The sequence below is a fragment of the Novosphingobium sp. ZN18A2 genome (genome assembly GCF_036784765.1).
Lineage (GTDB): Bacteria > Pseudomonadota > Alphaproteobacteria > Sphingomonadales > Sphingomonadaceae > Novosphingobium.
The window spans coordinates 1,666,465-1,683,889 of sequence record NZ_CP136651.1 but is presented as its reverse complement, the minus strand read 5'-3'; the positions used below and the strand labels follow the sequence as shown (position 1 = coordinate 1,683,889).

General features: G+C 63.2%; 17 protein-coding genes. 3 read left to right on the top strand and 14 right to left on the bottom strand.

Annotated elements, in window-relative coordinates; translation table 11 throughout:
• Positions 1-4 precede the first annotated feature (4 nt).
• Positions 5-1,108 carry an SDR family oxidoreductase gene (locus RXV95_RS08195; RefSeq protein ID WP_338465565.1) on the top strand — a complete coding sequence of 368 codons (1,104 nt, stop codon included), beginning with the start codon at positions 5-7 and terminating at the stop codon, positions 1,106-1,108.
• Between the two features lie 4 nt (positions 1,109-1,112).
• On the opposite strand, the gene RXV95_RS08190 is transcribed toward RXV95_RS08195, so the two are convergent.
• The 8 genes from RXV95_RS08190 to RXV95_RS08155 are packed head-to-tail and all read right to left on the bottom strand — an operon-like array spanning position 1,113 to position 8,954.
• On the bottom strand, positions 1,113-1,859 hold the full coding sequence (locus RXV95_RS08190) for an NUDIX hydrolase (protein ID WP_338465564.1): 747 nt from the start codon (positions 1,857-1,859) through the stop codon (positions 1,113-1,115).
• Between the two features lie 2 nt (positions 1,860-1,861).
• On the bottom strand, positions 1,862-2,800 hold the full coding sequence (locus RXV95_RS08185) for an alpha/beta hydrolase (RefSeq protein WP_338465563.1): 939 nt from the start codon (positions 2,798-2,800) through the stop codon (positions 1,862-1,864).
• A 5-nt stretch (positions 2,801-2,805) separates the two neighbouring features.
• Complete coding sequence (locus RXV95_RS08180; protein WP_338465562.1) at positions 2,806-3,618, bottom strand: enoyl-CoA hydratase-related protein; 813 nt, start codon at positions 3,616-3,618, stop codon at positions 2,806-2,808.
• Positions 3,615-4,688 (bottom strand): phosphotransferase, encoded by a 1,074-nt coding sequence (locus RXV95_RS08175; RefSeq protein ID WP_338465561.1) that lies wholly within the window; start codon positions 4,686-4,688, stop codon positions 3,615-3,617. Before RXV95_RS08175 ends, RXV95_RS08180 begins: the two co-directional genes overlap by 4 nt.
• Positions 4,681-6,459: a class I adenylate-forming enzyme family protein gene (locus RXV95_RS08170; RefSeq protein WP_338465560.1), complete on the bottom strand. Its 1,779-nt coding sequence runs from the start codon at positions 6,457-6,459 to the stop codon at positions 4,681-4,683. The genes RXV95_RS08175 and RXV95_RS08170 overlap by 8 nt, the downstream gene beginning before the upstream one ends.
• A gap of 54 nt (positions 6,460-6,513) precedes the next feature.
• Positions 6,514-6,894 (bottom strand): DUF6285 domain-containing protein, encoded by a 381-nt coding sequence (locus RXV95_RS08165; RefSeq protein ID WP_338465559.1) that lies wholly within the window; start codon positions 6,892-6,894, stop codon positions 6,514-6,516.
• A gap of 5 nt (positions 6,895-6,899) precedes the next feature.
• Positions 6,900-7,928 carry a phosphotransferase family protein gene (locus RXV95_RS08160; protein WP_338465558.1) on the bottom strand — a complete coding sequence of 343 codons (1,029 nt, stop codon included), beginning with the start codon at positions 7,926-7,928 and terminating at the stop codon, positions 6,900-6,902.
• Between the two features lie 15 nt (positions 7,929-7,943).
• Positions 7,944-8,954 (bottom strand): cyclase family protein, encoded by a 1,011-nt coding sequence (locus RXV95_RS08155; protein ID WP_338465557.1) that lies wholly within the window; start codon positions 8,952-8,954, stop codon positions 7,944-7,946.
• Positions 8,955-9,202: 248 nt separating this feature from the next.
• Here RXV95_RS08155 and RXV95_RS08150 point away from each other — a divergent pair, with 248 nt between their 5' ends.
• Complete coding sequence (locus RXV95_RS08150) at positions 9,203-10,759, top strand: long-chain fatty acid--CoA ligase (protein WP_338465556.1); 1,557 nt, start codon at positions 9,203-9,205, stop codon at positions 10,757-10,759.
• 130 nt (positions 10,760-10,889) lie between these two features.
• Here RXV95_RS08150 and RXV95_RS08145 read toward each other — a convergent pair whose 3' ends face one another.
• The 4 genes from RXV95_RS08145 to RXV95_RS08130 all read right to left on the bottom strand — a co-directional run bounded on the left by RXV95_RS08145 (position 10,890) and on the right by RXV95_RS08130 (position 14,677).
• Positions 10,890-11,180 carry a GIY-YIG nuclease family protein gene (locus tag RXV95_RS08145; RefSeq protein WP_338465555.1) on the bottom strand — a complete coding sequence of 97 codons (291 nt, stop codon included), beginning with the start codon at positions 11,178-11,180 and terminating at the stop codon, positions 10,890-10,892.
• Between the two features lie 189 nt (positions 11,181-11,369).
• On the bottom strand, positions 11,370-12,221 hold the full coding sequence (locus RXV95_RS08140) for an enoyl-CoA hydratase-related protein (RefSeq protein WP_338465554.1): 852 nt from the start codon (positions 12,219-12,221) through the stop codon (positions 11,370-11,372).
• An 11-nt stretch (positions 12,222-12,232) separates the two neighbouring features.
• On the bottom strand, positions 12,233-13,147 hold the full coding sequence (locus RXV95_RS08135; protein ID WP_338465553.1) for an SMP-30/gluconolactonase/LRE family protein: 915 nt from the start codon (positions 13,145-13,147) through the stop codon (positions 12,233-12,235).
• Positions 13,148-13,291: 144 nt separating this feature from the next.
• Positions 13,292-14,677, bottom strand: a complete 1,386-nt coding sequence (locus tag RXV95_RS08130; RefSeq protein WP_338468530.1) for an acyl-CoA dehydrogenase family protein — start codon at positions 14,675-14,677, stop codon at positions 13,292-13,294.
• 383 nt (positions 14,678-15,060) lie between these two features.
• On the opposite strand from RXV95_RS08130, the gene RXV95_RS08125 reads away from it, so the two are divergent.
• Positions 15,061-15,870 (top strand): crotonase/enoyl-CoA hydratase family protein, encoded by an 810-nt coding sequence (locus RXV95_RS08125; protein ID WP_338465552.1) that lies wholly within the window; start codon positions 15,061-15,063, stop codon positions 15,868-15,870.
• An 18-nt stretch (positions 15,871-15,888) separates the two neighbouring features.
• Here the strand turns inward: RXV95_RS08125 and RXV95_RS08120 are convergent, their stop codons facing one another.
• Both RXV95_RS08120 and RXV95_RS08115 read right to left on the bottom strand, forming a co-directional pair.
• Entirely contained in the window at positions 15,889-16,662 is a 774-nt protein-coding gene (locus RXV95_RS08120; protein WP_338465551.1) for an SDR family oxidoreductase, read from the bottom strand.
• A 59-nt stretch (positions 16,663-16,721) separates the two neighbouring features.
• Positions 16,722-17,399, bottom strand: coding sequence for a TetR family transcriptional regulator (locus RXV95_RS08115; protein ID WP_338465550.1), 678 nt, complete (start codon positions 17,397-17,399; stop codon positions 16,722-16,724).
• Between the last annotated feature and the right edge of the window lie 26 nt (positions 17,400-17,425).

Sequence of the window (17,425 nt, the reverse complement as noted above, 5' to 3'; positions counted from 1 at the left end):
CGGCATGAGCAGGCGGACCGTTGTCGTTGCAGGGGCCAGCGGGGTTATCGGCCAGGCTGCCGCCGAACATTTCGCCCGTGGCGGTTTCGGCCAGGTAATCGGAATTTCGCGGCGCGAACCGAACCTTCCTCCGTCGCTTGGGGTAAAGCACCTTCCGCTGGACCTGCTGGATGCCGATGCCTGCCGGAATGCCGCGCCGCAACTGGCGCAGGCGACGCACCTGGTATTCGCGGCCCTGTTCGAAAAACCCGGCCTTGTCGCCGGCTGGTACGAAGAAGACCAGATGGCAACGAACCTTGCCATGCTGAAAAACCTGATGGAGCCGTTGCTGCAAGCCGCGCCGGACCTTCGCCATGTTTCGGTGTTGCAGGGAACCAAGGCCTATGGCGCCCACGTCCACGCAATTTCGGTTCCCGCACGCGAAAGCTGGCCGCGCGATCCGCACGCGAATTTCTACTGGCTCCAGGAAGATTACCTGCGCGGCCTGCGCAGGGATGCCAACTGGAGCCTAACCGTCTGGCGCCCGCAAGTCGTATTCGGAACGGCTACCGGCGCGGCCATGAACATCATCCCGGTGCTTGGCGCCTATGCCGCGATCCAGCGCGAACTGGGCCGCCCGCTTGCCTTTCCCGGCCGCCCCGGCGGCGTGGCGGAGGCGGTAAGCGCCGATCTTGTGGCGCAGGCCCTGCTATGGGCAGCAGAAGCACCCCAGGCCGCCGACGAGACATTCAACGTGACCAACGGAGATGTGTTCACCTGGGAAGGCGTCTGGCCGGCAATCGCCGCGGCGCTGAAAATGGAAGCGACATACGCCGAACCGTTTTCCATCGCGCAATACCTGATGGACCATGCGGACGTGTGGGACCGCATCGTTGAGCGCGAAGGCCTGCTTCCGCTCTCCCTGCCCCAACTCGTCGGCGAATCGCATCACTATGCCGACCTGCTGTTTGGTGTTGACGCTCCGGCCGATGCGGCACGCGCTCCGGTGCTGGTCAGCACGATCAAGCTGCGGCAGGCCGGGTTTGGCGATTGCGAGGACACCGAACGGATGTTCGCCCGCCTGCTTGGCGACATTGCCCATATGGGCATCGTGCCGCGCGCGCGCTGAAACCTCAGCGGGACGAACGCACCGGCTCTTCCCACTGGCTGTAACCGGCTTCTTGCGGAATGCAGATTACCGGCCCGCTTTCGCGGTGTTCGACACGCGGAGTGACGGTCATGATCCTGCGCTGCGGCCCGGCGGCGAACGCCTGCTCGACACCGGGCGTTTCGGTAAGCCGCAACAGGTTCAGCCGCGTGGGGAACATCACGCCGCCCACGCCCTCGCGGTCGCGCTGCAAGGCCGAATGCGGCTCTATCCATTCCAGCGCGACGGTTTCCCCGCCATCGTGTTGCGCGGTTTGCCCATGCGGCGCGCGGGCGATGAAAAACAGCGTATCATAGCGTTTTGGCGCGTCTTCGGGCGTGATCCAATGGCCGAACAGTTGCAGCGCCTCAAGATCCAGCTTGCCGCCGCTTTGCCGAACGGCGTGGCGAAAATCGTCCGGGTGCGGATTGTCCGGCGGGCGCGAAATCGGCCCGTCCGCGCCATCCACAAGCAGGATCGATGCCTCTTCCCATGTTTCGCGCAAGGCGGCGATGCGATGCGCACGCTGCCTCGCGTCCAGATGCCCCGCGTTGACGCAATGCGGCAGCCAGCTTTCGCATGCGTCCGATTCCTCAACCAGCCCGCCGGGAAACACCAGTAGGTGCGCGAACATTCCCCTGCCATTGCGGCGCACCATCAGCACTTCGAACGGATCGTCCCTGATAAGGAGGACTGTCGCCGCCGGGCGGGGAACAACGGGCGTATCGGGCATTGTCAGAATTCCTCCATTTGCCGGGGATTGGCCAGCAGACCCTTCAGCGCCGCGACCAGTGCCACGGGCTGTTCGATCATGATGTGATGATGCGAAAGCTCCACCGTCACCGGCGTTCCGCAGGTCGGAAGCGCGCGGCGGAATGCCTCGATTTCCTCTGACCCTGCAATTTCAGACCGCGATGCGTGGATATAGTCCACCGGCACGCGCAGCCCGTGAAGCGCCTCGCGCATCGGCTCTTCGGCCATGCGGGTAACGATCGCGGGATCGAACTTCCAGTTCCACCCCTGTTCGGATTCGCGCAGCGAATGACGGGCGAAATAGGCAAGGATATCGGGGTGCGGCCATGCGCCGGGCGGGACGAGGCGATATCGCGCCAGCGCCTCTTCCCTGCTTTGATAGAACCGTTCTTGCGGGCCGCCTTCGCGCGGGGCGCGCGGGCGTTCCTCGCGAAAGACGTGGGCATCGACGATCACCACCCGCCGCACCAGATCGGGCCGCTGGCTGGCGATATAGAGAGCGGACAGCGATCCGAAGCTGTGCGCCACAAGGTCGATTGTGCCCACCCCCTCGTTCGCGGCGGCGGCAGCAATTTCCCGCCCGTATTGCATCCGGCTGTAGGACGGGCGCCTGTCACTGTCCCCGAAGCCGGTGAAATCCACCGCAATTGGCGTGTATTCGGCGGAAAAGTGCGGCGCGATATGGTCCCACCAGTGCGCGTGGGCCAGGAACCCGTGCGCGAATACCAGCCCCGGCTTTTGCCGATCCTGATCGCCCGCGCCGCGCCCCCAGACGCGATAGCGTGCCACAGCGCCTTCCACCTCGACTTCGCCGATGGCCGCCTCTTGCGACCAGCCGTATTCCAGCCATTCGCGCAGCGGCGGACCGTCACGCGGATCGTCTGCGAACCCGGTGCCTTTTCCCGATGGTTTGAACTTCACGCCGCCTAACGCCCCTTGAACACGGGCTCTCGCTTCTCGAGGAAACTGGCCACGCCTTCCTTGTGGTCTTCGGTTTCCATCAGCGCCCGGATCGCGCCGATCGCCCATGAACCAATCTCGTGCGGATCGCCATAGGCGGTGCGCGACAACCCCTCTTTCATGAAGCGCAGCGCCAGCGGCGGGTTGGCCGCAATTCGCGCGGCGAGCGCGATTGCTTCGCGCATCAGATCGTCATGGGGAACGACCTTGCTGACCAGCCCGATGCGTTCCGATTCTGCGGCATCAATCACGTCGCCGGTGAACAGCAGTTCCGCCGCCTTGGCCGGGCCAACGACCGAGGGCAGGCGATAAAATCCGCCCACGTCGCACACCAGGCCGCGCTTGATGAACATTTCGGAGAACTTCGCGTTGGCCGATGCAAGGCGGATATCGGCATAGAGCGCCAGTTCCATGCCCCAGCCGATGGCCGCTCCGTTCACCGCCGCGATCATCGGCTTTTCGCATTCCAGCGCCGCCATTGCGGCGGGCGTCGGCTTGTGACGCACGGTGATCTGTTTGTTCGAACTGGCATAGCTTTTCGGCCCTGCCATGATTTCCTGCACATCGTCGCCCGAACAGAACGCCGGGTCTGCCCCCGTCACGATAACGCAGCGTACATCATTATCGGCCGAGGCATCGCGCAGGGCCTGTTCAAGCTGGGCATAGGCGTTCCAGCCCAGCGCGTTGCGGCGGTGCGGGCGATTGAGCGTGATCGTCGCGATATGATCGGCAACCTTGTAAATCACGTCTTGCGGCGGTGTTTCCGCACTATCGGTCATGCGAAGTCCTTCCTGTGAAGCAGTTCAAGCGCCTGTGCGGCAAGGATCGGGCAGCCGTTCTCTCCCGCCTGCGCGGTCGGCGTGATGCCCGCCAGTGCGCGGGCGTGAACGCCGTGACTGATCGAAGCGAGCCGGAAGACCGAAAACGCCAGCAGGAAATTCCAGCCCTCTATCCGATCACGCCCGGTCCTTTGCCGATAGGCTTCGATCCACTCCGCCTCTTTCGGGATACCGCTGGCGGCAAGGTCCACGCCGTCCAGCGATCCCCAGCCTGCCCCGTGCGAATGCCACAGAAAGCCCGAATAGCCGAGGTCTGCCAGCGGATGCCCGATCGTTGAAAGCTCCCAGTCGAGCACGGCGACAAGGCGCGGCTCGGTGGGGTGGAACATCACGTTCTCCAGCCGATAATCGCCATGCGCGATGGATACCGAATCGTCCGCCGGGATGTGCGCGGGCAGTTCCTCTATCAATCGGTCCATGTCCGGCACCGGATCGAGCGGGGCATCGCGATATTGCCGGGTCCAGCGTGCGATCTGACGTTCGAAATAGTTGCCGGGCTTGCCGTAATCGCCAAGGCCCGCCGCCTTCCAATCGACCTTGTGCAGCTTTGCCAGCGTGGCGTTCAGTTCGTCATAGATCGCCGCACGCTCCGCAGGTTCCATTCCCGGCAGCGCCGCATCGCGGAAGATGCGCCCCTCAAGGAAATCCATCACGTAAAAGCTGGTGCCGATCACATCGGGATCGGTGCACAGCCCGCGCATCACCGGCACCGGCACGTCTGTTGGCCCCAACGCCTTCATCACACGGTATTCCCGGTCCACCTGGTGCGCGCTTTGCAGCAACTGGCCCGGCGGCTTCTTTCGCAGAACATACCGCTTGCCGCCCGATTCCAGCAGGAACGTGGGGTTGGACGCGCCGCCCGCGAACTGACGGACGGCCAGCCCTCCGGCATAGCCTGCCACGTTGCTGGCCATCCACGCATCCAGCGCCGCTTCGTCGAAGCGGTGCTTATCGGTGACGTCGCCAATACGCTGGCCTTCGCCGTGCTCCAAGGTGGCGTCCTCACCCATCGTTCCGCTCCTCCTGCATCGCCAGCAATTCCTCGCGCAGCACCGGCTTCAGCGTCTTGCCGCTGGCATTGCGGGGAAACTCTTGCGTGCGGATGTCGATCATCTTGGGCACCTTGAACGGCGCAAGGTGCCGCCCCACGAATTCGCGCAATTCCGCTTCGGTTGCGCTCAATCCCGGTTTCAACTGGACCACCGCGCCCACTTCCTCTCCCAGCACCCTGTCCGGCAGGCCGACGACGGCGGCATCTATCACCGCATCGTGTGCCACCAGGACGCTTTCGACCTCGACGCAATAGACGTTTTCACCCCCGCGGATCAGCATGTCCTTCTTGCGGTCGAGCAGATATACGAAGCCATCCTCGTCGATCCGGCAGATATCGCCGGTGTGATACCAGCCGTCCGGAAACGTCGCCGCGGTCTGTTCCGGCCGGTTCCAGTATCCGTGGACGACGTTGGGTCCACGAATGCACAATTCACCCGATGCGCCCGGAGGCACTTCGCGGTCGTTCTCGTCCACCACCTTCAGATCGACGCACGGAACGGGCAGGCCCACGCTATCGGGGTGCAGCAGGTAATCTTCCGCGCTGTGCGCCGCAGAAACAGAGCTTGTCTCGGTCGCGCCATAGCCCTGCCCCACCGCGAACCACGGAAACTGCTTTACGAAGCGCAATGTCAGTTCGGGCGCGATCGCCGCACCGCCATAGCCATAGCCTTGCAGGCTGGAGAGATCGTATTTGTCGAAATCGGGCGACTCCAGAACCTGCCAGACCATGGCCGGGACGCCGGTGGTGCCGGTCACCTTTTCGCGCTCTATCAGTTCAAGGAACCGTTCGGGGTTCCACTTGTACATCAGCACGATCTTTGCCCCGCCCAGGATCGCCGGCACCATCATCGAATTGATGCCGGTAACGTGGAAAAGAGGCACGGGGATCAGCATGCACGGCTGAAGCGCATCCGGATCGGGCTCAGGCGGCACGGGAATGCCCTCCCCCTTGCGCACTGCCGCGCGGGCCGCGTTGAAGCCCAGGCTGACCACGTTGGTCAGGATGTTGCGATGGCTTCCAAGCGCGCCCTTGGGCCGCCCCGTGGTGCCCGACGTGTAAAGGATCGTCGCGGGATCGTCCGTTTCTATTCCCGGATCGGGCGCGGGATCGTCCGGCAGGTCGCCATAGCCCGAAGGCGGGCCGATCAGGTCTTCCAGCAGCGTTGCGCCTTCGGTTCCGTCCGGCCCCGGCCGCGTAAGGATCACCGCTTCGAGCGACAGCTCGCCAAGGTGCGGGCGCAGGCGGTCCATCCGCTCTCCATCGACGAAGGCGACTTTCGCGCCCGAATCGGCGATGCCATAGGCCAGTTCCTCTCCGCTGCCCCAGGCGTTGAGCGGCGTCATCACCGCGCCGATCGAAGCGCCCGCCCAGAACGCCAGAGTGAACTCGGGCAGATTGCGCATGGCAATCACCACCCTGTCGCCTCTGGTCACGCCATAGCGTTCGGCCAGTATACGACCCAGCCGGCCTGCGGCGCGGAAATGTTCGGCATAAGTCTGCCGCTCGTCTTCGAAGACGATGTAATCGCGGTCCCCCCAGGACCGGGCGATGTCGAAAACCTCGCGCAGCGTCTTCAGCGCGTTCTTGTAAACCCGATACTTTCGGCCATCGATCGTAGCCTGCTCCATCTCGAACGGCGCGCCCGGCGCGGTGAGTATGCGGTACGTCTCCGGAATATCGACCTTGGGCCAATCGTCGGCCGACGATCCGTTTGCATGGCTTGCCATGGCGTCATTCTCTCCTCTGGGCGCGGCCGGTTCGTGCCGCCGCGCATTTTTCCTTCAGGCGGCGTCTTCGTTCAGCGCCGCGCGGTATGAGGCATAGGTGGGCTGGTCTATCGCCAGCTTTTCAAGCGTGGTCTGCCAAAGGTGGCTGCGCAGCTGCGGGGAATCGATCGCGATGCGATCGTCGCGGATCGCTGCCGCCAGTTCGCCGTTCAACGCATCGAGCGGCCCGTCATGGCCGAGTAGCGACACGAGCCTTTCCCGTTCGGCCGCATCGTACAGACCGCGCAATTCGATGTCTCTCCGCACAAGGTCCACCGCATTGGCCGCGACCCGCGCGGTGAACGCGGCATGGCCCGAAAGCTGGGGCATTGCCGTTTCGCGCAGGAACGTGGCGACGGTTTGCAGTATCTCGGCGGGACCGGGTTCTTCCTGCATTTCGGTTATTCCTTCCCTGCCATCGCGCGCAGCAGATCAATTTCGTTTTCCGACGCGCGCCGCGCGATCATCGCGCGTTCCACCGTCGGATCGTGCCCACGCAGCCATTCGACCATGCCCGCTGTCGACACGCCCCAGCGAAGCGAGCCGAGCACGCGGAAAAAGCGGACGCGTTCCACATCGACCGGCTCGCCCGTCTCCTCCTCATAGGCCGCATAAAGCACCTCTGGCCGGCCGATGCCGCCCACGGGCTTGTCCAGCCCGCCAAAGCGCCACGGCGGCACCTGCATCCACGCAAGATCCTCGGCCGGATCGCCGATGTGGACGATCTCCCAGTCGAGCACGGCGCGCAGCCCTTCCTTGCCCACGATCACGTTGCCGATGCGGAAATCGCCGTGGACAAGGCGCGGCTCTACCGGGTCAGGAATGCGCTGGCGCAGCCATTTCAGCGCGAGTTCGAACACCGGGCGGGGTTGCACGCCGTCTTTCCGCAATTCTTCCTCCAGCCGCGCGATCTGCGTCTCGGCGTCGGAATGTGAAAGCCCGGGCAGCCCGTCGAGCGAAACGCGATGCAACTGGCCAAGCGTCTTGCCAAGCTGGCGTGTCAGCGTCTCTCCGCTGCCCGCCGCTTCCACCATGCGGATGATGCGGCGCGGCAGGGTTTCTCCGTCGATGCGCTCCATCAGGAAGCCTTCGCCGAGCGCGTCTTCGCTCCGCAGGACGTGCCAGACGGCCGGTGCGGCAAGGCCTTTCGCCCCTACGGCGCGGATAACCGCCGCTTCATCGTCCAGCGTCAGCGACGCCTTGGCCCGCCCGCCGGGCGAGCGGCGCAGGATCAGCGGCAGGATTGCGCCGCCCTTCTCGAGATCGATGGACCAGGTTTGCAGGGTCGCGCCCGCTGACACGCGGGAAACGCCCGCAATGCCCGTTACTTCGGGATCGACCCGCTTCGCCGCCGCCAGCAGCTTGGCCGCGAACGTTTCGGGATCGTCATTGGGCGGCGCATCGTCGCCCGTTTCTTTCTGCTTCTGCAATGCTGCCACCATCGGTCAGAAAATCGCCGTGGGATTGACCGGAGAGCCGGACGCGTTGGTGACGTTGAGCGGCGGTGCAACCAGCATGAACTCCCACCGACCCTCTTCCTCGCACGCCTTTGCAAGGTCTTCCAGCCACCAGATCTCGCCCAGCGACAGGCCAAGATCGCGGATCAGGCGGACATGGACCGGATACGGGCAATCGTATGGCTCCTCGAACGGTTCCACCTCGATCGCGATGTTGTCCATCGCAACGGCCGCGACTTCCTTTTCATGCAGCCATTCCACCATCGACATCGAAAGGCCCGGCGCGCCCGACCAATAGGCCGACTTGTCCTGCAGGGTATAATACCACGGCACGTGGCCCGTGCGCACGACCAGGATGTCTCCGGTTCCCACAGAAACGCCCTGGGCATCGGCCGCCGCGTCTATCTGGTCGGCAGTGATGGCGTGGCCCTGCTCTAGCCGTTCGACGCCCTGATGCCGCGGGAGGTCGATCAGCACGCCGCGCGACGTGAAGGTGTCCTTCATGTTCTGGATACCCAGCCGGGTCGCCCCGCCCGCGGCTTCCACCACGCCGACCCAGAAGCCGTTGAAGAAGCAATCGTCCGCGCCGATGTGCGCCAGCCCGTCCCACTGGGTGCTGCCCTGAAGCGGCATCATGATGTAATCGTCGGTTCCCTGCAGGCCGGAATAGGTCTGCCCGGTGGAGTTCCAGCCGGCATGGTCGCAGCCGGTCGCCGAATGCAGGTGGACGATGTTCGACCGCGCCGGGTGGACCGGCCCGGTGGCGTCTAGCGGGATCGCGCAGCTGACCACCCTGCCGCTACGCACGAGGGACGCCGCCTGCGCGACCTTTTCCGGCGTGATGAAGTTGACGGTGCCGCGCTGGTCAAGCTCGCCCCAGCGGCCCCAGTTGTTCGGCCTGCGCGAATTGGTTGCGCCGATCACCTTGCCGTTGGCGTTCACTTCGAACTTGGGCGGAGACCAGCCTTCTGCCCATTTCCCGTCGCTTGTCCTGCCCATGACGCAGCATCTCCTCTTTGGCATCACCCATCGGGCGGGGTGATTTGAATCATTGTCCGGCACACCGGAACCTATGCTCTGCCACCCGTTAGTTAGTCAGTCAATTATTGCCTGCGCCCGGGTGAACACTATAAGGGTTTGCCAACGTGCGACGCGCACCCGCGCCCGACGGGACGCATTGCACGCGAAAACATGGAACGATCCAGCTTCGGCCAACACGGAGCGGACGCGAACGAGGAGAGCCAAGGATGCTGGTCGGAGAAATCCCGGCAATCGCCGCACATCACGAGCCCGATGCCATCGCCGTGCGCATGCGCGAACGCGCGATCACATTCAGCCAGCTGCGTGACGATTGCTGGAAGCTGGCGAACGCGCTTCTGGAAATCGCCAGTCCGGGGGACCGGATCGCCATGCTGGCGGAAAACTGCATCGAATACGCCTATTGCTATTACGGCGTCCCGGCCGCCGGCATGGCACTCAATTTCCTGAACTATCGCCTCTCCCCGCGTGAACTGGCCTATATCATCGGCAATGCGGAACCATCGGTGCTGATCGTGGAAGACAAGTTCTTCGGCGCGATCCAGCAGATCCGCGACGAGATTCCCTCGGTCCACACCATCGTTACCGTTGGCGAGAAGCAGCCGGGCACGACCGCGTTCGACGACCTGCTGCAAAGCGGCCAGCCGGTTGAACCGCAAGTGGCCGTGAACGAGGACGATCTTGCCTGGCTGCTCTATACCTCGGGCACCACCGGCCTGCCCAAGGGCGCGATGCTGAGCCATCGAAACGTCGTGGCCGCGGTGCTGAATTCCGTTGCAAGCTGGGACCGCGCGGAAGAAGAGCATCCTGTCTATCTGCTGACCTTCCCGATGTATCACGTTGCCGGATACGGGATGCTGGTGCAGCACGTGCGCTGCGTTCCGGTTGTGCTGATGCAGAATTTCGACCCGGTCGAACTGTTCGCGACGATCGAGAAATACAAATGCACCGCCGCCAGTTCCGCACCGACCATGATCGCCATGCTGCTCGACCACCCGGAGATGGAGAAATACGATCTCTCCTCACTCACCAACATGGGATACGGCGCGTCTGCGATGCCCGCCGCGGTGCTGTTGCGCGCGCGGGAAAAGTGGCCGCAAGTGCGCTTTGGCACCGGGTTCGGCATGACTGAACTTGCCGGAAACGTGATGGTGCTGACCGCCGACGAACACGACCAGGCGATCGACGAGGGATTGCCCATTCTCAATTCGGTCGGCCGGCAGATGCTGCTCTCGCGCGTTCGCGTGGTGCGTGAGGACGGGACGGACGCCCCTCCGGGTGAAGAGGGTGAAATGTGGGTGAAGGGCGACCAGGTTCTGAAAGGTTACTGGCGCAATCCCGAAGCGACCGAAAAGAGCTTTACCGATGGCTGGTTCCACACCGGCGATGTCGCGCGCTGGAACGAGGACGGCTATCTGTGGATCGTCGACCGCAAGAAGGACATGATCGTGACCGGCGGCGAGAACGTCTATCCGCGCGAGGTGGAGGAAGTGCTCTACAAGCATCCCTCGGTGCTTGAGGCCGCCGTGGTGGGTGCGGAACATCCCACCTGGGGCGAAGAGGTTGTCGCAATCCTTTCGTGCCGCGCCGGAGAGCAGGCGCAGCCGGCCGAAATCATAGAGTTCTGCAAGGCCAACATCGCCAGCTATAAAAAACCGCGCGCGGTGGGCTTTATCGCGGAACTTCCAAAAAATGCATCGGGCAAGGTACTGAAACGCGAGTTGCGCGAAATGATCGCGGCCGGAACGCTGGAACTGCTGAGGTAGGCAATTTGGCCACCTCCGGCCCTTGTCATGTCCGGTTTCGGCATGGCTGGTCGGTGTGGTGAATGGCAGGAATGGGGGTGGGAAGCGGACTCGTCCTTTTCCCCGTCATCCCAGCGAAAGCTGGGATCGCTCACGGCAACGCGAGGTGTTCAAAAAGGTCGTGCCATCCTGGATTGGCATTTTCTATCAATTCAATTTTCCAAGCTCGTTTCCATGCCTTCATCGCCTTTTCCCGCACGATGGCGCTTTGGATGTCGGAATGCGGTTCTGAATAGACCAGCCGGTCAAGGCCGTAGCGGCGGCAGAACGCGGAGCCTTTGCCGGTGCGGTGTTGCATGACACGAGCAGGCAAATCGGCGGTCACCCCGATATACAGAACGCCATCGCGCTTGTTGGTCATGATATAGACCCAGCCGCCCATTGTTGATGGCTAGCACGGGGGCGACAGCGATCCCAGCTTTCGCTGGGATGACGGGTGCAGAAAGCAAACGTCCGCAATGGGGCGTATCCCGGCAGGCAGGTTCCAAACCCGCTAAGCGCTAAGCGAAATATCGGACATGATCGGCAAGCCGTGCCGTGGGCAAATTGCATGCCCACGGCACTCTTGCGCCTATTCCCACCAAGGATAACCGGGCGGCATGTCTGTGGAAACCTTGCCCGGAAAGTGCGGCGCGCGCTTTTCTATGAAGCTGGCGACGCCTTCCTTCACATCTCCGGTCGAACCGAGGTGAAGCGCGAAGGCGCCGTCGATCTGCAACAGATCGAATGGCAGGTCGGCAGAACCGAAGCGCCAGATCATCTGCCGCGTCAGCGCGACAGAGATGGGCGCGGTGTTTTCCGCAATGTCCATCGCGATCTCGCGTGCCCGTGCCAGCAATTGTTCCGCAGGCACGACTTCGCTCACCAACCCGCCGCGCAGCGCTTCGGCCGCATCGAACACGTTCCCGGCAATCGCCCAGCGCAACGCCTGCGCCTTGCCGACAAGCTGCGGCAGGAACCACGCGCTTCCCGCTTCCGGCACAAGGCCGCGACGGGCAAAAACGAAACCGAACCGCGCGGTGTCGGACGCGATCTTGATGTCGGTGGGAAGCGCCAGCGTCACCCCCACGCCCACCGCCGGGCCGTTGAAAGCCGCGATCGTCGCTTTCTTGCAGTTGAACAGCGCATGGACGAAGCTGGTGCCCTCTCCCCGGTCCTGTCCGTCGCCGAAGTTCTTCGCGCCTTCGCCGCTCTTGGTATCGAAGCTTCCCGCCCCGGCCGAAATGTCGGCCCCGGCGCAAAAGCCCCGCCCCGCGCCGGTGAGGATAACCACACGAATGCTGTCATCCTCGTCCGCGCGGTGCAGCGCATCGGCCAGTTCGCGGCCCATCAGGTTGGTGAAGGCGTTGAGCTTGTCCGGCCGGTTGAGCGTAACGGTCAGGACCGGCCCATCGACCTCGTAGAGTATGTCCTGGTATTCCACGGGCAGGCTCCTCAGGCGTTGAAGTTCAGCTTGAGGCCCGGACGCGGCCAGCGGACCTTGTAGAGCTTTCCGGTGGCCGAACAGGTGACGAAGGCCGTGCGCATATCGTCACCGCCGAAGCAGATGTTGGTGGTGATCGGATCGGGGAAAGAATACTGTTCCCAGCTTCCGTCGCGCGGATCGAAGGCGGTGATCCCGCCGTTGACCAGCGTGGCCACGCAGACCCGTCCGTCCGCTTCAACGCCAAGGCTGTCGAACAACTGGTATCCGGGCAGCGGCCCCATCACCTGGCCGGCGGAGAACGTGCCGCCCGCCCCGGCGATCTTGCCCGGCCCTTCGATCCCGAACGACCACAGCCGGCCGGTGGTGGTCTCCGCCACGTGAACGGTCTTGCCGTCGGGCGAAAGGCCCACACCGTTTGGTGTCACCATCGAATTGTGCGCGCGCACGATCATCGAACCGTCGGGCTTTGCGTAAAGCAGGTGGCCCACATGGCTGACATCGCCGTTGCTCTTGCCCAGGTCGGTGAACCAGAAGCCCCCGTCGGCATCGAACACGATATCGTTCGGGCCGCGCAGCTTCACGCCATCGCATTCGTCATAGACCGTGGTCACCGAACCGTCCGACAGGTCGACGCGCTGGATCGATCCCGAAACATAATAGTCCGGTGTGCCGTGCGGCAGGGTCAGCCCGTCATCGTCAAGCCACTGGAAACCGCCGTTGTTGCACACATAGACCGCGCCATCCGGGCCGACCGCCGCACCGTTGGGGCCGCCGCCCAGTTCCGCGATGATTTCCTGCGTGCCGTCAGGCTTCACGCGCGTCAGGGTCTGGCGCTTGATTTCCACCAGCACGACCGAGCCATCCGCCATCGCGATCGGCCCTTCCGGAAACTGAAGGCCTTCGGTTACGAGTTCCATGTCCATTCGGCTTCTCCCAATTGCCCGTTGCGGGCCGTTTCCCCTTTGCGGGGCATTTTTGCCCCTGCCCGGGGCTGTTATCCGTTGCGGGCCGCGCGCAACCGCACGGCGGGGGGATTGCCAAGGCGGCAACCCTCCCTTTCACCGGCGTCAGATGTCCGCCGGCGGGCGCGTCGTGTCGATCGCCTGCCAACCGCTGCGCGGGCGGATCTGCGGCTGCTTGCGGTAATCGACGTCGTCATAGGTGAGTTCGGAGAACTCTTTCCGCTTGGGGCCAAGGTATCCGAACAGGAAGGCGCCCACCTTGCGCATCTGGATTTCTTCCGTGCCTTCGGTGATCCGGTAACGGCGGTGGTGGCGATAGATGTGCTCGAACGGCTTGTGGCGCGAATAGCCGATGCCGCCGTGGACCTGAATCGCTCGGTCCGCCGCCTCGCAGCACAGGCGGTTCGCCCAGTAATTGCACATCGAAACCTTGTCGGAGATGCGCTTTTCCACTTCCGGGTGGGTCATCTGGTCCATTTCCCAAGCGGTCTTGCGGATCAGCAGGCGCAGCATTTCCGCCTGGGTGGAAAGCTCGACCAGCGGGAACTGGATCGCCTGGTTGCGGGCAAGATCCTCGCCAAAGGGCTGGCGCATCCGTGCATAGCGCACGCTTTCCTCGATGCAGTAAACCGCGGAGCCAAGCGAACCCGCAGCCTGGCGGATACGGTTTTCGTGCACGAACGACTGGGCCAACGGCAATCCGTTTTCGGGCGGACCGAAAATCGCGCTGTCCGGCACCCATACGTTGGTGAACGAAACGCGCGGGTGGTCTGTCGGCATGTTGAAGGTCCACAGGTACTGTTCGACCTTCACACCCGGATCGTCCGCCGGAACAAGCAGGCAGGTAATGCCGCGCGCGGCGCCGTCCTCGCCCGAAGTGCGGCAGAACAGCGCACAGTGCGTCGCCACGTGCATGCCCGTGGTCCACATCTTTTCGCCGTTGATCAGCCAGCCTTCTACGCCATCGCGCGTCTCTCGCACGGCGCGCGTTTCCATATGCGTTGCGTCGGACCCGTGATAAGGCTCCGTCAGGCCGAAGGTGATACGCCGCGAACCGTCAAACATGCCGGAAATGAATTCGGCCTTCTGCTCTTCCGTGCCGAAGTCATCGAACATCTTGGCGAACGGGTTGTTGGCGACGATGGAATGTTCGCTCTGCTGGTCATAGTGCAGGCCCAGCCCCTTTGCCGCGAGGTATTCGCGGATCACCGTCATCCACAGGTTCGATCCGCCCTTGCCCCCGAACTTGGGATCCATCGCAAACCGCAGATAGCCGGCCTTGTCGGCCCGCCGCTTTGCTTCGCGCATCAGTTCTTCCCATTCCGGCCGCGGCAGTCCGTCGTTCTCGAAATCGGTCCGCGCCCATTCCCGGCGATGGTCGAAGAAGCGAACGTTGTCATCCGCATCCTCAAGCGGTTTGATCTCCGCCGCGATGAACCGGTCAAGCTCTTTCAGGTAATCGAGAAGCTCCTGGGGAAGGTTGAAATCCATGGTCATCTCTCCATCCATCTTGTCGTGTTGTCTTGAAATTCCAGACTTTGCATCCTCGCATCCGATCGCCATCCGGCATGCCGGCACCTGGGCGCCGATCCGGCGCACGCACCCCTTCTCTGCGGCAGCGATCGTCCAATCCCGTTCCGGCGTCGCGGCGGCGGCCGACTCACGCCATTTTTCATTAATCAACTAACTAGATTTGCCCGACAGGCTTGGCAAGTTCCCTGTCTTCCAACCACACCGCCCGGCGGCATCAGGGCGTTTCATGCTGGACGCGGCTTTAATCGTTCGATTAAAGAAGCGCGACAAGCCTTCTTTGCCCAATGCTCGCGCGGATTGGCTCCGCGCGGATTGGTAATGCCAGAAAACGGAGACGATGCATGAACGACCGGGTTTCGATTTCATTCGCCAATGGCGTGGCCGACGTCCGGCTGGCGCGGCCGGACAAGATGAACGCATTTGACGATGCCATGTTCGAAGGCGTCAACCGGGCGATAGAGGAACTGGCAGGCCTCAGCGGCCTGCGGTGCGTCGTGCTTTCCGGTGAAGGCCGCGCGTTCTGCGCCGGGCTGGACCTTTCGAACTTCGGCAAGATGGCATCGGGCGAACGCAAGGGCGGCGATGCAATTACGAACCTGCCGCGCTATGCCAATGGCGCAAACCGCGGCCAGCAGGTTTCGTTCGGGTGGCGCGACCTGCCCGTCCCGGTCATCGCGGCGGTGCATGGCGTGGCGCTGGGTGCAGGGTTCCAGCTTTCGCTGGGTGCGGACATGCGCTTCGTCACGCCTGACGTGCGCCTTTCCGCGTTCGAGATGAACTGGGGGCTGGTGCCGGACATGGGCGCATTCCCGCTTCTCAAGGAACTGGTTCGCGCCGATATTGCACGCGACCTAGTCTATTCGGGGCGAATGGTGGAAGGGCCCGAAGCGGTGGAAATCGGGCTGGCGACACGCCTGTGCGACGATCCGCTGGCCGATGCGCTTGAATACGCAAAGGGTATTGCGAACACCAACCCCGACGCGATCCGCGCAGCCAAGCGCTTGCTCAATCTGTCGGCAGAGGGCGATTACAAGGACATCCTTGTGGCCGAAAGCAAGGAAATGGCCGCGCTGATGGGTTCCCCCAACCAGATAGAAGCGGTGAATGCGCGCGTGGGGAAGCGGGCTCCGGCCTTTACCGACCAAGGCTGAATGCGGCCAGGCGGCGGTTCAGCGTGTCTGGCCGCCGTCCACCGGCAAGACGGTTCCGGTAACGAAACTCGCCTTCGCGCTGAGCAGCCAGGCGGCGGCGTTTCCAATTTCCTCCGGCGTTCCGAACCGCTGCATCGGCACCTCGCGCCGAATCCAGCGCCACCACGCATCCGCCCGGTTCCCGGTCGATCGCGCTTCCCAGTCGCCACCGGGAAATATGATATTGCCCGGCGCAATGGTGTTGACGCGAATGCCCATTGGCCCTGCCGTCCTGGCAAGCTCACCCGAAAGGTGGTTCATCGCCGCCTTCGACGTGCCATAGGTCAGCGGCGTCCCCAGCGATGCAAGCCCGGCGATCGAACTGATGAACAGGATCGCCCCTTCCTCGCGCGGTTCCATCCGGCGCATCAGTCCGCGTGCCAGGCGATAGGAACTGTCAAGGTTCTGGGCGAAACCCCCAGCCCAGGTCTCGTCGTCGACGTCGTAACCGGCCGGACAGGGAAACAGTCCCACATTGGCCACCCCGCCCCAGACCGGGCCGAATTCGGCCTCCACCCGGTCCAGCAAGGTTTCGATCGCCTGCGTTTCGCGCATGTCGCCCGCCATCGACCATAGCCGATCCGCACCGTGCTTTTCGGCAAGCCTTTCATGCACATCTCGCAACGCGTCCGCCCCGCGCGCGGCGAGCGCAACGCGCGCACCTTCGGCCAGGCACGCCTCGACAATACCCAGCCCGATGCCCCGGCTGGCGCCGGCGACAACAATCACCTTGTCCTGAAGGCCAAGTTCCATTTCCTCTCCCCTCCGGCCCGTACCGACGCCGGATTTTGCGCGCCCTTCTGCAGAAGGGGTCAGTCGTTCCCCGCCTCACGGACGAGCAGGCCGCCAAGGATCATTTTCGATACGTGGTCGGCATAGCGATCGCGCAACTTGTCATCGATCGTTTCCACGCCGACGAGCTGGAGCAGCGCGGACCGCGAGTGAAAAATGCTGTCGCACGCGCCGATTAGCGAAAAATGGAACAGCAGCGGATCGACATCGCGGAAAACGCCTTCGCGATGCCCCTGCTCGAGAATGGCCTTTTCCGCATTGACGACGGGTGTCGTAAAGCGATCCATCACATAGCGCGAAATCTCGGATTCGCTGTCCGACTGGAGCGAAATGAGCAACCGGTTGAGATAGGGAACACGTTGATACAGGCGGATAACGCCGTGAATATGCAGCCGCATCTTCTCGACCGGGTCCCAGTCCGCATTCACGAGCTTTTCCAGCGCGGCATAGTTGTCGCCCGCATCGCGCTCAAGCAGCGCTTCAAGCAAGCCTTGCTTGCTGCCGAAATGGTACCGGATAAGCGCCGCGTTGATGCCCGACTTGACCGAAATCTCACCGAAGCTCACCGACGTGGTGTTGTTTTCGATCATCAGGGCGCCGGTCGCGTCCAGCAATTGATCGCGGGTCGATTGCTTCTTGTCACCGGAGCCTTCGCTTTTCGCGCTTTGCCGCTCGGCCTTGCTTGTCGCACTCTTCATCTATCGCTCGTCTTCGATGCCCCGGA

What these genes read in the sequence shown, in the direction of transcription:
- RXV95_RS08195 (WP_338465565.1), top strand. Translation starts at nt 5, where the DNA reads ATGAGCAGGCGGACCGTTGTCGTTGCAGGGGCCAGCGGGGTTATCGGC.
- RXV95_RS08190 (WP_338465564.1), bottom strand. Translation starts at nt 1,859, where the DNA reads ATGCCCGATACGCCCGTTGTTCCCCGCCCGGCGGCGACAGTCCTCCTT.
- RXV95_RS08180 (WP_338465562.1), bottom strand. Translation starts at nt 3,618, where the DNA reads ATGACCGATAGTGCGGAAACACCGCCGCAAGACGTGATTTACAAGGTT.
- RXV95_RS08175 (WP_338465561.1), bottom strand. Translation starts at nt 4,688, where the DNA reads ATGGGTGAGGACGCCACCTTGGAGCACGGCGAAGGCCAGCGTATTGGC.
- RXV95_RS08170 (WP_338465560.1), bottom strand. Translation starts at nt 6,459, where the DNA reads ATGGCAAGCCATGCAAACGGATCGTCGGCCGACGATTGGCCCAAGGTC.
- RXV95_RS08165 (WP_338465559.1), bottom strand. Translation starts at nt 6,894, where the DNA reads ATGCAGGAAGAACCCGGTCCCGCCGAGATACTGCAAACCGTCGCCACG.
- RXV95_RS08155 (WP_338465557.1), bottom strand. Translation starts at nt 8,954, where the DNA reads ATGGGCAGGACAAGCGACGGGAAATGGGCAGAAGGCTGGTCTCCGCCC.
- RXV95_RS08150 (WP_338465556.1), top strand. Translation starts at nt 9,203, where the DNA reads ATGCTGGTCGGAGAAATCCCGGCAATCGCCGCACATCACGAGCCCGAT.
- RXV95_RS08145 (WP_338465555.1), bottom strand. Translation starts at nt 11,180, where the DNA reads ATGGGCGGCTGGGTCTATATCATGACCAACAAGCGCGATGGCGTTCTG.
- RXV95_RS08135 (WP_338465553.1), bottom strand. Translation starts at nt 13,147, where the DNA reads ATGGACATGGAACTCGTAACCGAAGGCCTTCAGTTTCCGGAAGGGCCG.
- RXV95_RS08130 (WP_338468530.1), bottom strand. Translation starts at nt 14,677, where the DNA reads ATGGATTTCAACCTTCCCCAGGAGCTTCTCGATTACCTGAAAGAGCTT.
- RXV95_RS08125 (WP_338465552.1), top strand. Translation starts at nt 15,061, where the DNA reads ATGAACGACCGGGTTTCGATTTCATTCGCCAATGGCGTGGCCGACGTC.
- RXV95_RS08120 (WP_338465551.1), bottom strand. Translation starts at nt 16,662, where the DNA reads ATGGAACTTGGCCTTCAGGACAAGGTGATTGTTGTCGCCGGCGCCAGC.
- RXV95_RS08115 (WP_338465550.1), bottom strand. Translation starts at nt 17,399, where the DNA reads ATGAAGAGTGCGACAAGCAAGGCCGAGCGGCAAAGCGCGAAAAGCGAA.